This window comes from Fulvivirga sedimenti (assembly GCF_020328055.1).
On record NZ_JAIXNE010000002.1, the window covers coordinates 1,020,279 to 1,035,673 of the forward strand.

Consider the following 15,395-nt stretch of genomic DNA (forward strand, 5'->3'; position numbering starts at 1 on the left):
TCTGCTTTGACTTATCCTATGCTCAACATAGTGAATCGTATTCCCTGGAGACTACTCCTGATCATCACCCTTACCTTTGGTTTGGGTATGCAGTCGATGGCGCAGGAGAAAGCAGAAACACTTCCAGGTCGAATCGTAATTCGTACTACCCCGGGAGTAGATCCCGGCATACTCACATCTAAATCAAAATCATCCGGGGGAAGGGTAATCAGCGCTGAAAAAGTAAGGGAGATAAACCCTGCATTGCCCTGGATCAAATCATCTGCAGCAGCGAAAAGTGCACAGCATCCGCTTTCGGATATTTATTTTATCGAACTGAATGATCCCAATGATCTCAAAGAGGTCATGGAGGAGTTGAATGGCCGCAAGGATATCCTGTATGCCGAGCCATACTATCTGTTCGAGCCACTGCATACACCCAACGATCCGCTTACGGCCGACCAGGAACATATCGATGTGATCCGGGCCCGCGACGCGTGGGCGCTCGAAAAAGGGGACAGCACCCTGGTGATCGGAATTCTGGACAGCGGAATAAGTCTTGACCATCCAGACCTGGTGGATAATATCGCCATCAATCATGATGATCCTGTAAACGGTATCGACGACGACGGAGACGGCCTGGTAGATAACCGGAGGGGTTGGGATATTTCGGATGATGACAACAATCCTTCGGATGATACGGATCCGCATGGAACATGGGTAAGCGGAGTGAGCAGCGCAAGTACCAACAATAATACCGGCATATCCGGCACAGGTTACTACACTAAAATTATGCCTTTGAAAATATTCAAAAGCAACAGCAACAATTTCAGCAAGGGATATGAGGCTATTGCGCTTGCTGCAGACCTGGGATGTGACGTGATCAACCTCTCCTGGGGTTCTGAAGGGTCCTTCTCGCAATTCGGGCAGGATGTAATAGACTATGCCGTGCTGGTGAAGGATGTCGCCATCGTGGCAGCGTCAGGAAATACAGACGGACTGCGCGATTTTTATCCCGCCTCTTTCAGGCACGTATTATCGGTGGCCTCCACAGATTTTACAGATAAAAAAACATCCTGGAGTACTTACAGTCGAAATATTGATCTCACGGCTCCTGGCTTGTCTATCCTCACCACCGACGGCGGAAACTCATACATCCGGAAACAGGGAACCTCTCTTTCAGCACCCCAGGTGGCCGGTGCGGTGGCACTGGTAAGAGCCCGATTTCCGCAGCTAAACGCACTGCAGGCAATGGAAAGGGTTCGCGTCAATACGGATCCCATTGATGACCTTCCCGGGAATCAGCCATACTCGCAATTTCTTGGAAAAGGCAGACTTAATATGTTTGCGGCACTGGCAAATATCACCTCCCCCGCCGTTAGAATTTCAAATCTGAATGTGAATAATGGTGCCGGACCAACCGTGTTCTACGGGGATAGTGTTCGGATCAAACCTGAATTGACCAATTACCTTTATCGAACCAATAATCTTGGAGTCACTTTAAAATCCACGTCTCAATATGTGACAATCGTAGAAAATACTATGAATTTCGGGGTGATCAATACACTTGAAGCAAAGTCTCCTCAAAAGGAGTTTATTGTTGTTCTGGCCGAAAACACACCGGCAGATGAATCGATTCATTTGACCCTGGAATATAAGGATGGGACATATTCAGATTTTGAGCACTTTACTATCCATACATCTCCCGACTGGGTCAACGTTCAAAGCGGTGACCTGGCAGTTTCAATTGCCGGAAATGGAAATCTGGGCTATGCGGCTGATCTTTTCTTTAATGGCGAAGGAATTACTTTTAAAAATGAAACGATTCTGCAGAATATCGCCCTGCTGATCTCCTCCGACGGAATTGTTGCTGACAACCTGCCTGGCAATCTGATTCTTCCATTTCGTGATTATGATTTCAGCAATAATATTCCAATCAAACTTCGGCAAAATTCCATCGCCGACACTTATGCCGTGAGTACATTCAGGTCAGATAACGCAGCGAGTCAATTGAATATCGAAGTGGAACAGGAAATGATGAGCTGGTCGGATGGTGATGCCGTTGTCCTGGAATACAGGGTTACGAATACCGGGACCACTAATCTTGAAGATGTGGCTGTCGGACTTTTCGCGGACTTTGAACTGACTGATGCTTCACTGAATAAAACCAGCTGGATCGACAGTCTGAATATCAGCGTTACTGAGAACAACGAAGGAAATCTATTCAGTGGAATTGCCCTGATCCGGGGTCCGGGCGGATATCACCATGCCATTGATAAGCGGAATGCCAATGGCAATATTTCAGATTTACCCGGAACAATCACCGATGAAGTAAAGATAAATCTGCTGTATGATCCTGATCCCAAACAGGAATCCGGAGTTCAGGGCGGTGGCAACGACGTAGCATCAATGCTTATCTCCCGTTTATCAGTTCTTAATGCTAAATCTGGTGAAAACATTGCCATTGCAATATCAGCAGCCACCACCCTGGATCAACTGATCAGTAATATTCGTCAGGCGAGAGATCAATATGAGTCGTTCCGAAACAGTCCGCCTATTCTCTACACGGCCGAATACTGTCCGGGAGATGTACCTTTGGTCAATCCGCCGGGTGATGTTTTTAATTTCTACAAAGACCCGGAAGCCACCCAACTGATAAGTACCGGCACCGAAATTTCCTCACCCGGACTCGATACACTGAACGCCATATTTGCCACATCGGTCGTGAACAACATTGAGAGTGACATCTTCCGCATTCCGATTCGTAAGAGTTTGATGAATACGAATTTTACCATGGATCCTGACACTGTCATTCTCGACGAGAATAACAGAACACTGGTTCAGTTTACAGATATCAGCAACCGCGCAACATCATGGAATTGGACCTTTTCCAACGGGTTTTCTTCGGTAAAATCTTCCCCTGCAATTCATTTTACAACGGAGGGGATCATGAATATCACCCTGGAAACAACCAATGCTATCGGTTGCAAAGAGCAAATTACGCGAACCCTGCCGGTAATCGTCCGTACGCCGAGGCCACAGGAAGCCTATGTGAATGGTTGCAGCGATCTTTCTTTGGAGATCCCAGCGCTGAATAATTTTATATACCGTCTCTACAAAGATGAAGGTATGACCGGATTGTTAGGGGAATCGGATAGTTTCTCATTTGTCAATATCGATAATGACTCTGTTCTTTTCCTTACGCAAACTGCTCCGGGCGGACTGGAGAGTCTGCCGGCACGTATTGAATTTGACAAATCTGATTTGACCACTCAATTTCAGTGGTCACAGGACAGTACGAACCTGGCCACCATTTCGCTGCTGCATTTTACCAGCAGCTCCCAAAGTCCAAATATCAATTGGTACGTCCGCCCCGACGGTGCCCCTGAAGAATGGATAGGCTTTGGACCGCAGGTGAGCTATAATTATCAGGGTAACTCTAATTTCACAATCATCCACGAAGTATCAAATATTGACGGCTGTACGGGTCGTGCTGAGCAATTCTTTAACCCGACTTCATCTCCAGGTCCCATTCCCTCGTCGGATGTCATTTGTGCCGGAAGTGATTATTTGCTGACTCCGGGGAATTCGTTCTATCATTTCTACACCACCGATAATATCCTTCTGCATAAAGGCAACTCGTTCAATATCAGCAACATTTTATCTGATACCGTATTCCTCGTCAGGGATGCCTCAGGACTTCTGGAAAGCGACGCTGCGACAGCAACCATAGAAATTTCACAGGCGAATGCATTCTTTGAACTGCCACCCGCGCCTTTCAATATGGCGTTTGGCACGCCACTGGTACTGGTACCGGAGAACACAGCAAATACGGCTACCTGGTTTATCAACGGAGTCGAGGAAAGCATGGAAAATGAGCTTCGCTACACCTTCACTAATCCCGGCAGCTATCTGATCGAACTTGTGGTTTCAAATGATCTTGGTTGTACAGACATTTACAGTCAGGCGCTGGAAGTAGTTAACATCACCGGCCTGGATGATTTTCAGGAGATTGAAGGCGCTGTTTTCCCAAATCCTGCAAGCCGGTATCTCAATATCAGTCTGCCGGCTTTACGGCAAATCAATATGCTTGATCTCCACGGCAAAGTAATCAGAACGTGGTTAAATCCTGATTCCCGTTTATCAGTTGAAGCAATCCCGGCAGGGGTTTACATTTTCATGATACAAACCGATCTTGGGAATTTCTATAAAAAGGTAATGATCACCCGTTAATCCTGCATTCTGAATACCTTCTTCAGTAAATCAGAAGTACGCTCCAGCGGGTCTTCACGGATCTTCTTCTCCTCCTGGGCAATCAGGTAGAACAGTCCGTCCATTGCCTTCCGGGTAACGTATGAATTCAGGTCGGGATCTACTTTTTGAACGAGCGGAATTTTATTGTAGGTATTAATGATGTCCCCGTAATACCTTGTAGCATTTACCTTTTCAAGAGAGCTCTCTACTACCGGCTTGAAGGCAACATAAAGCTGATCAGACGTCTTTTCACGAAGATAGATTGTTGCGGCGTCATCATTCCCTTTGAGGATTCCCCAGGCATCCTGAACGGTCATTTCCCTTACAGCCCTTTCGAAAATCGGCACAGCCAGTGCGGCTGCATCCTCAGCACCATGATTCATCGATTCCACAAATCTGTCGACCTCACCGCCCAGACCGATTTGTCTAAGTCGTATTTCAACTTTCTGTACGTCTTCAGGAAACGGTATTTTGATTTCAGGACGCTTTAGAAAGCCGTCCGGAACACCTGCCATTTCACCGCTTTCCTGAACTCCTTTGATAAGTGCTTCCTTGAGGCCCATAGCCACATCACTTTCGGTAATACCGCCCCCGCTAATGGTATTGTTGATATCACCAAGGGTTTGATTAATCTGTGCGGAAGTACAGGAGACCGTAAAAAATATGAATAACAGCAGGTAATTCTTCATGTTTGTATTGTTGATTGTTGTGTAAATATCAAATTCCAGACCAAAATTAATGGGCAATCATGGATATTTGTTAAAGTATTGAAGTAACCAGGAATGTAATGGATGAAATAATAAAGGCCGAAATTCTCACCATTGGTGATGAAATTCTGTACGGACAAATACTGGACACTAACAGCCAGTGGATCAGTGATGTGCTGGATCGCGCAGGTATACGCATTACACAAAAAACGACGGTTGGTGACAACGAGTCAGATATCCTCCGGGCTTTCCGGGAAGCAGAAGACCGGGCTGATATCGTCCTGATCACAGGGGGTTTGGGGCCTACCAAAGATGACCTTACAAAGCCTCTTCTCGCCAGGTATTTTGATTGTCCGATGGAGCCGAATCCCGATGCACTGCGTCAGGTATCGGAGTTTTTTCAGTCCAAGGGCCTGGAACTTACCCCTGTAAATGAGCTTCAGGCCACCTTACCCGTATGCTGTGAGGTTGTGGAAAACAAACTTGGTACAGCGCCGGGAATGTGGTTCCATCGTGACGGAAAGGTTTTTGTGTCGATGCCGGGAGTTCCCCATGAAATGAAAAAAATGATGACCGATACGGTCATTCCACGCTTGCACGAAGTGTTCGAAACCGCAGTGATCTATCATAAGCTGATCAAGACCATCGGGATTGGTGAATCATGGCTTGCCAGTAAAATTCAGGACTGGGAAGATGCATTACCTGAAAATATCAGGCTCGCCTATCTGCCCAGCCTTGGCCAGGTAAAACTTCGCCTCACAGCATTTGGGACCGACAGAAGTGTGTTGGAGGAACAGGTTGCTGAACAGATTGAAAAATTAAAGCCTTTGGCCGGAAACTTCATTTATGGGTTTAACGGAGATGAGATTCAGGAAGTGATCGGTCGGATGTTGTGTGATCAATGCTGTACAATCGCCACTGCCGAAAGCTGTACAGGTGGATATCTCTCCCATCTCATCACTTCGGTTCCAGGAAGCTCTGAATATTATGTAGGGTCTGTCATTGCCTATGAGAATACAATAAAGGAAGCCCTGCTGGGAGTTCAGCATCAAACGTTGCTTGATCATGGAGCTGTTAGCGAAGAAACGGCCCTTGAAATGGCTGCCGGAATCCGGAAAAGAACAGGAGCCAAAATCGGTGTATCAACAACCGGCATTGCAGGACCCGGAGGAGGCACTCCCGAGAAACCCGTGGGCACTGTTTGGATTGCTTATGACGATGGAAAAGAGGCCTATGCACGCAAATTACAGCTTTGGAAAGACCGTGATGTGAATATCAGGGCAACCGCTGTTGCGGTATTAAACATGATTCGTATAAGATTATCGAAAACGATTGAAGTAACAGAGTAAAATAGTAAATTTACAGTCGGATTATCCGGAAATGACTTGAGTTTTGTAAATCAAAACACGTTAGAATGGCACAAGTAGAGTTAATTATGCCCAAAATGGGTGAAAGCATAATGGAAGCAACCGTACTCACCTGGTTAAAAAAAGAAGGTGATACTATTGAGGAAGATGAAAGTGTACTGGAAGTTGCGACCGACAAGGTAGATACCGAAGTACCTTCCACCCACGGCGGGGTGCTCACAAAAATTCTTGCAAATGAGGGAGACGTGGTACCGGTGGGAAACCCCATTGCAATCATCACCACAGAAAAAGAAGAAAAATCAGAGTCCAAACCTGCACCACCGGCAGAAGCACCTGCTGTGGAAAAACAACCGGTTGTCGAGAGCAAACCTGCTGCAGCTGTCGTATCCAACGGCAGTGCGAGCAACGGACAGGACGTTCCATCAAATTCAAATGGTCGTTTCTACTCTCCACTGGTAAAAAATATCGCACGGGAAGAGGGTATAGGGAAAGATGAGCTGGAACGAATCCCCGGAAGCGGCAAAGAAGGCCGTGTAACGAAACAGGACATCCTGTCATACCTGGAAACAAGAGGCAGCGAAGTGAGTACGCTCACTGCCCCAGCTCCCGCACAGACGTCTGTACAATCGTCATCACCTGCTCCGAAAGTAAATATTTCTGTAAGCGGGGAGGATGAGATCATTGAAATGGATCGCATGCGTAAAATGATCGCCCAGCGAATGGTTGATTCAAAGCGAATTTCCCCGCATGTGACATCCTTTGTGGAGGCCGACGTAACCGAGATCGTTTTCTGGAGAAACCGGAATAAGAATGAATTCAAAAAACGTGAAGGCGACAACCTTACCTTCACACCCATTTTCATCGACGCAGTCGTAAAGGCGATCAAGGATTATCCGATGATCAACATCCAGGTAGATGGAGACCGAATCATCAAGAAGCGTGATATCAACATCGGATTGGCTGTGGCGCTTCCCAGTGGAAACCTGATCGTTCCCGTTATCCACAATGCAGATCAATACAACATTACCGGGCTGGCAAAAAAGGTGAACGATCTGGCAAAGAGGGCACGAAATAACCAGCTTAAGCCGGATGAACTTTCCGGCGGAACATTCTCCATTTCAAATGTCGGATCATTCGGAAACGTAATGGGTACGCCCATTATCATGCAGCCGCAGGTTGCGATCCTGGCACTGGGGGCTATTACCAAAAAGCCGGCTGTTGTGGAAACTCCCCATGGAGATGCCATTGCAATCCGACATAAAATGTTTCTTTCACACAGCTATGACCACCGCGTGGTTGATGGCTCGCTGGGAGGAATGGTCGTAAGACGCGTGGCCGACTACCTGGAGCGGTTTGATCCCAACACATCTGTTTAATTATTGTACGGAGGGGCATTTCTCCCCTCCTTTTATCTTTTTTATATGAAATTCGGAACCAAAGCAATTCATGCAGGGGTGGAACCTGATCCCTCAACCGGGGCCATCATGACCCCTATTTTCCAAACCAGCACTTATGTTCAGGCATCCCCTGGTAAACACAAGGGCTATGAATATTCAAGAACCCATAATCCCACACGCACGGCGCTTCAAAACAGCATCGCCGCCCTGGAGAACGGGAAATTCGGATTATGTTTTGCTTCCGGGCTGGCCGCTATCGACGCAGTGATAAAATTACTGAAGCCCGGTGATGAAGTGATCGCTGCCAACGACCTGTATGGCGGTACTTACCGGATTTTCAAAAAAGTCTTCGAAAAATATGGAATTCGGTTTCACTTTACCGGAATGAATGATGTAAACGAAATCACTCACCATATCAATGAAAATACCCGGCTCATCTGGCTGGAGACCCCCACCAATCCAATGATGAACGTGATTGATATTGCAAAAGTCGTAGAACTGGCAAAGAAAAATAATATCCTGGTAGCGGTGGATAACACTTTTGCAACCCCTTATCTTCAGAGTCCGCTTGACCTGGGTGCCGATATCGTGATGCATTCTGTAACAAAATATCTTGCCGGGCATTCAGATGTCGTAATGGGTGCCCTTGTGGTGAATGATCCGAAACTTCAGGAAGATTTAGCTTTCATTCAGAACTCTTGCGGGGCAACCCCCGGACCGCAGGACTGTTTTCTGGTTTTGCGAGGAATCAAGACATTGCATTTACGGATGGACCGGCATTGTGAGAATGGCGAAAAGATAGCTCATTACCTGAAGAATCATCCCCGTGTTGAAAAAGTATACTGGCCTGGATTTGAGGATCATCCCAATCACCTCGTTGCAAAAGAACAAATGCGCGGATTTGGAGGTATGATTTCCTTCACCCTGGTGAATGGAAATCAGGATGACGCTTTCCGCGTTATGGAAAAGTTCCATTATTTCTCACTGGCTGAATCCCTTGGGGGCGTAGAATCACTGGCAAATCATCCGGCAACCATGACACATGCCAGTATTCCAAAAGAAGAACGGCTGAAGGTCGGACTGGTAGATTCGCTGATTCGTTTAAGCGTTGGTGTTGAGGATGCGGATGACCTTATCGCAGATCTTGAACAAGCCCTTTCCTGATGATTAAAAAAAGCCTATATCCGGTCGTACTGATTCTCCTCCTGTTGTCATTTAACGGGATGGGACAAAATTTCACGAGACAGGATACACTTCGCGGCTCCATCACCCCTGAAAGAGCCTGGTGGGACCTTGTTTACTATCATCTTGATATTACGGTTGACCCTTCAGATTCAACCATCAAGGGGAGCAATACCGTTACCTACAAAGTGCTGGGAGATGTAACTGCAATGCAGATTGATCTTCAGCCACCCTTAAGAATTACCGGCGTTGAGCAGAATGGAAATGTCCTTTCCTTTCGTCAGGATGGTAATGCCTATTTTATTGACGGATTGAAAAATCAAGGGATTGGGACAATCGGAACGGTTAAAGTACTTTATGAAGGCAAGCCCCGTACGAGTCCCAACCCACCCTGGAGCGGCGGCATTACGTGGCAGCGGGATGAAAAAGGCAATCCTTTTGTTGCCAGCAGCTGCCAGGGGGACGGTGCCAGCCTCTGGTGGCCATGCAAAGATCATATGTATGATGAACCCGACAGCATGCTGATCAGTGTTGCGGTTCCGAAGGGATTAATGGATGTATCCAACGGAAGACTGAGAAAAGTTGAAAAGGGAAAGAAATTCACTAAATATCACTGGTTTGTTGAGAACCCGATCAATAATTACGGGGTGAACATCAATATCGGCGATTATGTACATTTTTCAGAGACATACGAAGGAGAGAACGGTCCGCTTACCATGGACTATTACGTATTGCCTAAAGACGAAAAAGCGGCCCGGGAGCAGTTCAGGGAGGCACCCAGGATGATGGCAGCCTTTGAACACTGGTTCGGGCCCTATCCGTTCTATGAGGATGGGTTTAAGCTTGTTCAGGTCCCCTACCTGGGTATGGAACATCAAAGTTCGGTAACCTATGGAAATGGTTTTCAAAACGGGTATCGGGGCCGTGACCTGAGCGGGAGTGGATGGGGACTGAAATTTGATTTTATCATCGTCCATGAATCCGGACACGAATGGTTTGCCAATAATATCACCTACAAGGATATCGCAGATATGTGGATCCATGAAAGTTTCACAGCGTATTCAGAAAATTTATTCCTGGATTACTATTTTGGAAACGAGGCAGCGGGAGCCTATACACGCGGCACACGTATGAATATCCAAAATAAAGAACCCATTATTGGAGTTTATAATGTGAACCAGTCGGGATCCGGGGATATGTATTACAAGGGTGCCAACATGTTGCATATGATCCGGCAGATTGTGGATAATGACAGCCTTTGGAGGGATGTTTTGCGTGGCCTGAATAAAGAGTTCTACCATCAGACAGTAACCACCCAGATGATCGAGTCGTACCTGATCAACCATACAGGAATAAATCTTGCTCCGGTATTTGACCAATATTTACGCGACGTTCGTGTGCCGGTACTCGAATATGCACGTAAGGGCAATACCCTCTTTTATCGCTGGAATAATACAATCGACCGATTCAACATGCCCGTGGATGTATCCATAAACGGGAAGGACATCCGGCTGAACGCCAACGAAAGCTGGCAGACCTTCGAGGTCTCAGAACTGAATGTTGATTTTTCGGTTGATCCGGATTATTATGTCAGTGCGATGGAAATTAAGTAATTCAGGATTTCCACTTAATGTTACATCCCTGGCTTGGGATTTGATTTTCACTAACGGGATTCCCGTTGACCAGGTCATTGAGTGCCTGTCGCATATCCTTACCATCGAGTGGTTTACCGTTGCCCGGGCGGGATGAATCCAGCTGGCCCCGGTAGACCAGTTTATCCTGGTGATCGAAAAGATAAAAATCTGGAGTACAGGCCGCCTGAAAATCCTTCGCCACACCTTGAGTCTCATCGAAAAGGTATGGAAATGAATATCCCCATTTACGTGCGACTTCTCTCATACGATCCGGACCATCTTCGGGATATTTCTCCACGTCATTTGAACTGATGGCAACAAAGCCGATTCCTTCACCGGAATAGTCCACAGATATTTTTACCAGTTCAGATTGAACATGTTTAACGTACGGACAATGATTGCAAATGAACATGACAAGAGTTCCTTTTTCCCCACGCACATCGGCATAGGACAGGTTTTGCCCTGAAACCGTGTCAGGCAATGTAAAATCGGGTACTTCGGTCCCGAGAGGGAGCATTTTAGAAGGCGTTAATGCCATAGCACTACAAATTTAAAGTCCAAAGATATGGAAATACACCATGGGATTGTGATGGATTCCCTTTAACCTTGCTAAAAACTATCGTTTGAGCATTCAACATGAAACGGATAGGATTGTTATCAGACACACACGGATTTCTCAACCCAAAGATCTGGGAATACTTTCAGGAATGTGATGAGATCTGGCATGCCGGTGATATTGGCACGATTGAAGCAGCAGATGACCTGGAAAAATTCAGGCCTTTACGGGCTGTTTACGGGAATATTGACGGCAAAGACCTTCGTGTACGGTACCCGGAAGATCTTTTCTTCACGCTGGGCGGGGTTCGCGTGTACATGACCCATATCGGGGGTTACCCCCCGCGTTACAATCCCCGGGTCCGTAAAATAATTCAGCAGGAAAAACCGGACCTTTTTATTGATGGTCATTCCCATATCCTGAAGATCATGCGCGACCCTGGCTTACCCAATCTGCTGCACATTAATCCGGGTGCCGCCGGAAAGCAGGGATTTCATAAAATTTCAACACTTGTGCGCTTCAGCCTGGAGGCCGGACGCATATCGGACCTGCAGGTAATCGAATTAGGAAAAAGGGCATAAAAAAACCCGCCTTTTCAGACGGGTATATGATAAACAGGAGCAATTCCCGATCAGGGGAAGATCAGTCCTCGCTCTTGTCTTCTTTTTTCGTTTCTTTCTTGGCTGGCTTGGAAGATTTCTTTTCGAATTCTTCTTTGATCGCCTCAACATCTACCGATTTGATCACCGGCTTGGTATTTAAACGCTTGATGTTGGCCTGACGTACAGAAGCCCTTGTTTTATTTCTCTTTGCTTTTCTCTTAAGTCTGGTAATCGCCATGTCCGTGAATTTTGATCAAATAAGGGTGCAAAGATAATAGAATAATTAATTTAATTAAAAGCTTCTCCAACTATTTTCAGATCACAGGCCGAAAAGTTGAGCCTGTGGCTTCATACTTTTTTTGTAGTTTTGCTTCCATGAGCTCAAAACCATCCTTACCGAAAGGTACCCGTGATTTCGGCCCGGAAGAAATGGCCAGGCGCAATTACATTCTGGATATCATCCGCGGGGTATTTCGCAAATTCGGATTTATGCCGCTGGAAACACCTGCCATGGAGAATCTCGATGTTCTTACTGGTAAATACGGTGATGAAGGAGATCAGTTATTGTATAAAATCCTGAATAGCGGAGACTTTCTTTCCCGTACAACTGAATCTGATTACAGGGATGGCTCCAGGCATTTCGCCTCCCTTATCAGCGAAAAAGGGCTGAAATATGATCTGACTGTACCTTTTGCTCGATACGTGGTAATGAATCAGCACAAGATCAGCATGCCTTTTAAGCGATATCAGATCCAGCCTGTATGGCGTGCCGACCGGCCCCAGCGAGGCCGATACAGGGAATTTCAGCAATGTGATGCAGATGTGGTTGGAACTGATTCCCTTCTCTGTGAGGCAGAAGTGATCTGGATGATACGTGAGGTATTCAATGCCCTTGGTATTATTGATTACAGCATTCGAATAAATCATCGTAAAATTCTCCAGGCCATCGCAGAGGCCATTGGGGCTCCGGGTAAGGAATCTGAATTATGCGTGGCCATTGACAAGCTTGATAAGATAGGTTCTGAAAAGGTAATTCAGGAACTCACCGAACGCGGCTTTACCGCAGAATCTACCAGCCGACTGAAACCGCTGCTCAATGATTCTTCAGCAAACCTCGATAAAATGGAACAATTCATTGGCTCCGGCAATTCAGGGATCAGTGACGTTCGTGAGGTTTTTGATCTCATCAGGTCATCCGGAATGGATCATGTCGATTTCGACCCCCTCCTCGCCCGTGGATTATCGTATTATACCGGCTGCATATTCGAAGTAAAGGTGAATAATGTGAGTGTAGGTAGCGTGAGCGGAGGCGGCCGGTACGACGATTTAACCGGGGTATTTGGATTGCCCGGACTTTCGGGGATTGGGTTCTCATTTGGTGTGGACCGACTGTATGATGTGATGGAGGAGTTGTCTCTTTTTCCGGAATCGGCCAATACCTTTACCACTGCCCTTATTGTGGCATTTGATCAGAACGCCTGGTCGTACGGTTTGGAATTCCTCCGGGAATTGCGTACCGCCGGGATTCACGCCGAGTTATACCCGGAAGTGGCCAAAGCGAAAAAGCAATTCTCCTATGCCGACAAAAAGAATATCCCTTTTGTGCTGGTAGCCGGTGAATCGGAAATGGAAAAAGACGGATTTTCATTGAAAAACATGAAATCCGGAGAACAGGAACTATTGTCGAAGTCAGCCATCATTGAACATCTTATAAGTTTTAATGGTGCGCAATGAGATGATTTATTATTCGTTTTAGTTGAAATCAATTATATTCCGTTTCGAATGAATTTCAGCCGTTTCATATATACACTTAGTCTTGCTGTTTGTTTGTGGCTTGGTTCGGGTATCCCGGCACTGGCCCAGTATTCCAGTGAGAACGGGTTGTATGAGGTGGACGAGATCAGGGGTTGCCCGGGATTAACGATTACGATCACCAACAATAATCCTTCGTGCGACTGTACTGCGGGATGCTCCTGTGATTTTGACTATAATGGGGATGGCAATTTTGAAGTTAAGCCGAATTTTTATGAATACACGTATACAGATCCCGGGACATACCGGATGGAGATCCTGTTTGATGCTGTTTCTGATTTTATCACCATCACCATTGAAGATAAGCCCGCACCAGCATTTGAGATTTATGCCTGTTCCGGAAACAGTATCGCACTCGAGGTACTGGATGATAATTATGATGAATATGAAATTAACTATGGCGACGGAAGTCCGGTAGTCACCATCCCGGTAAATTCTCCGGTTCAAACCCACACCTTTCCCGATGGTCTGGCACGCACCATTACTGTAAAGGGACTCGATGCAGGATGGGCTAATAATTGCAGTCCGGCCATGCGTACCTTCACCCCTGTTCCCTCCCTGCCGGCAGGTCAGATAACAGGTCTGGCTGTTACCAGCGACCAACAAATCACACTCGGGCTTGGTACGCAGGCGGATATCCTTTACAGGATGTATATAGCAACCAACGGAGGGCCGTACACTCTTTTAAAAGAATTCAGTGACACCCGGTCAACGGACATCATTGATCTTCTGTCGACCGATGAGAATTATTATTGCTTCCGGCTTGATGCCATAGACCCCTGCGGCGGTCCAGCCGCCAGTTCTCAGGAGGTTTGCTCCATTCAGCTTTCGGGATTTAATCAGAATAATATTAATCAGCTTGATTGGGCGACCAATACACCCTCGGGAAATTTCAGTATTTACAGAGATGGTGTTTTTCTTTCGTCGGCAATGAATACCGAACGAATGTTAGAGGATCCTGATATTAATTGCGGGATCACTTATTGTTATAATCTTCAGGCATCTTACGGCGGTGCTCTTTCAACCTCGGGAGAGATATGTATACTTGCCGACAACGAGCTGCCTCCTGCTGCTGTTGATCATGTCAGTACGGTACCAAACGGAAATGAAGTGACCCTCACATGGAACTATTCAGCTCCCCCGGGGTCGACAATTTTCAATATATACCGAAGCGGAGACACGCAGGTGCCTGCATTGATTGGAACAACTACCGATTTGACGTTTGTTGATACGCAGGCGGGTAATTCCGGTTTTACGACATATTGCTATGAGGTTTTCCCGGAAGATCTTTGCGGTAATGCCAACACCGAAAATGTCGTTGCCTGTGTAATGCGACCGCAGGGTGCCATTAGTTTGCGTGATGAGGTCCAGATATCCTGGCCCCAATATGAAGGGTATTCAACGGGTGTTGCCTATTACTTTGTCGAAAAATCGTACGACGGGACAAACTTCTTCAATGTACTGCAAACATCGGATACAACATTTACAGAAACAGACAATCAGCCAGATCAGATTCTTTACTATCGTATACATGCGTTCCCAAATGACGGATCCATTCCTGTTTCATATTCGTATACCATCCAGCTTTCAAAATCAAATTTACTGGCATTCCCAGAGGCCTTCACACCAGACGGTGACGGGCTCAATGATGTGCTCGAGATTCGGGCCCGGTATGTGCAATCCTATTCAATTGATGTTTTCAACCGATGGGGGGAACTCATCTTTCACAGTGAGGATATTAATAATCCCTGGAACGGTTTTTATAATGGGGAACGGGTTGCCCAGGGGGCTTATGTTATCAAGATAAGGCTTGTGGACGAATCCGGGCGTGTTACGAACAGGGACGGAAGTATTTTAGTCCTCTCCCATTAATTAGCCCAACAATTCCTACTTTTGTGCGATAAC

11 protein-coding genes are annotated in these 15,395 nt (G+C 46.4%); 8 read left to right on the forward strand and 3 right to left on the reverse strand.

The genetic code is table 11. The features are described 5' to 3' along the window. Positions 1–18 precede the first annotated feature (18 nt). Entirely contained in the window at positions 19–4,212 is a 4,194-nt protein-coding gene (locus tag LDX50_RS10865; protein ID WP_225698475.1) for a S8 family serine peptidase, read from the forward strand. Here the strand turns inward: LDX50_RS10865 and LDX50_RS10870 are convergent. Next, a complete protein-coding gene (locus tag LDX50_RS10870) occupies positions 4,209–4,922 on the reverse strand; it encodes a DUF4197 domain-containing protein (protein WP_225698476.1) in 714 nt (237 codons plus the stop codon). The genes LDX50_RS10865 and LDX50_RS10870 overlap by 4 nt on opposite strands. A gap of 98 nt (positions 4,923–5,020) precedes the next feature. Here LDX50_RS10870 and LDX50_RS10875 point away from each other — a divergent pair, with 98 nt between their 5' ends. From LDX50_RS10875 to LDX50_RS10890, 4 genes are all read left to right on the forward strand, one after another. Next, a complete protein-coding gene (locus LDX50_RS10875; RefSeq protein WP_225698477.1) occupies positions 5,021–6,289 on the forward strand; it encodes a competence/damage-inducible protein A in 1,269 nt (422 codons plus the stop codon). A gap of 65 nt (positions 6,290–6,354) precedes the next feature. Next, on the forward strand, positions 6,355–7,683 hold the full coding sequence (locus LDX50_RS10880) for a dihydrolipoamide acetyltransferase family protein (RefSeq protein ID WP_225698478.1): 1,329 nt from the start codon (positions 6,355–6,357) through the stop codon (positions 7,681–7,683). Between the two features lie 45 nt (positions 7,684–7,728). After that, complete coding sequence (locus LDX50_RS10885; protein ID WP_225698479.1) at positions 7,729–8,868, forward strand: cystathionine gamma-synthase; 1,140 nt, start codon at positions 7,729–7,731, stop codon at positions 8,866–8,868. Next, the gene (locus LDX50_RS10890) at positions 8,868–10,499 is read left to right on the forward strand and encodes a M1 family metallopeptidase (protein WP_225698480.1); all 1,632 of its coding nucleotides are present in this window, start codon (positions 8,868–8,870) and stop codon (positions 10,497–10,499) included. The genes LDX50_RS10885 and LDX50_RS10890 overlap by 1 nt, the downstream gene beginning before the upstream one ends. A 1-nt stretch (position 10,500) precedes the next feature. Here LDX50_RS10890 and LDX50_RS10895 read toward each other — a convergent pair whose 3' ends face one another. Next, positions 10,501–11,058: a thioredoxin family protein gene (locus LDX50_RS10895; RefSeq protein ID WP_225698481.1), complete on the reverse strand. Its 558-nt coding sequence runs from the start codon at positions 11,056–11,058 to the stop codon at positions 10,501–10,503. A 98-nt stretch (positions 11,059–11,156) separates the two neighbouring features. Between LDX50_RS10895 and LDX50_RS10900 the strand changes: the two genes are divergently transcribed. Next, positions 11,157–11,657: a metallophosphoesterase family protein gene (locus LDX50_RS10900; RefSeq protein ID WP_225698482.1), complete on the forward strand. Its 501-nt coding sequence runs from the start codon at positions 11,157–11,159 to the stop codon at positions 11,655–11,657. Positions 11,658–11,718: 61 nt separating this feature from the next. Here the strand turns inward: LDX50_RS10900 and LDX50_RS10905 are convergent, their stop codons facing one another. Continuing rightward, positions 11,719–11,916 (reverse strand): hypothetical protein, encoded by a 198-nt coding sequence (locus LDX50_RS10905; RefSeq protein WP_225698761.1) that lies wholly within the window; start codon positions 11,914–11,916, stop codon positions 11,719–11,721. A 137-nt stretch (positions 11,917–12,053) separates the two neighbouring features. On the opposite strand from LDX50_RS10905, the gene hisS reads away from it, so the two are divergent. After that, positions 12,054–13,412, forward strand: coding sequence for a histidine--tRNA ligase (hisS, locus tag LDX50_RS10910; protein ID WP_225698483.1), 1,359 nt, complete (start codon positions 12,054–12,056; stop codon positions 13,410–13,412). Positions 13,413–13,460: 48 nt separating this feature from the next. Beyond that, positions 13,461–15,362, forward strand: coding sequence for a T9SS type B sorting domain-containing protein (locus LDX50_RS10915; protein ID WP_225698484.1), 1,902 nt, complete (start codon positions 13,461–13,463; stop codon positions 15,360–15,362). Positions 15,363–15,395 lie beyond the last annotated feature (33 nt).

Bases quoted from the DNA above. Each gene is read 5' to 3' on its own strand.
- LDX50_RS10865 (WP_225698475.1), top strand. From the start codon at position 19: ATGCTCAACATAGTGAATCGTATTCCCTGGAGACTACTCCTGATCATC.
- LDX50_RS10870 (WP_225698476.1), bottom strand. From the start codon at position 4,922: ATGAAGAATTACCTGCTGTTATTCATATTTTTTACGGTCTCCTGTACT.
- LDX50_RS10875 (WP_225698477.1), top strand. From the start codon at position 5,021: ATGGATGAAATAATAAAGGCCGAAATTCTCACCATTGGTGATGAAATT.
- LDX50_RS10880 (WP_225698478.1), top strand. From the start codon at position 6,355: ATGGCACAAGTAGAGTTAATTATGCCCAAAATGGGTGAAAGCATAATG.
- LDX50_RS10885 (WP_225698479.1), top strand. From the start codon at position 7,729: ATGAAATTCGGAACCAAAGCAATTCATGCAGGGGTGGAACCTGATCCC.
- LDX50_RS10890 (WP_225698480.1), top strand. From the start codon at position 8,868: ATGATTAAAAAAAGCCTATATCCGGTCGTACTGATTCTCCTCCTGTTG.
- LDX50_RS10895 (WP_225698481.1), bottom strand. From the start codon at position 11,058: ATGGCATTAACGCCTTCTAAAATGCTCCCTCTCGGGACCGAAGTACCC.
- LDX50_RS10900 (WP_225698482.1), top strand. From the start codon at position 11,157: ATGAAACGGATAGGATTGTTATCAGACACACACGGATTTCTCAACCCA.
- LDX50_RS10905 (WP_225698761.1), bottom strand. From the start codon at position 11,916: ATGGCGATTACCAGACTTAAGAGAAAAGCAAAGAGAAATAAAACAAGG.
- hisS (WP_225698483.1), top strand. From the start codon at position 12,054: ATGAGCTCAAAACCATCCTTACCGAAAGGTACCCGTGATTTCGGCCCG.
- LDX50_RS10915 (WP_225698484.1), top strand. From the start codon at position 13,461: ATGAATTTCAGCCGTTTCATATATACACTTAGTCTTGCTGTTTGTTTG.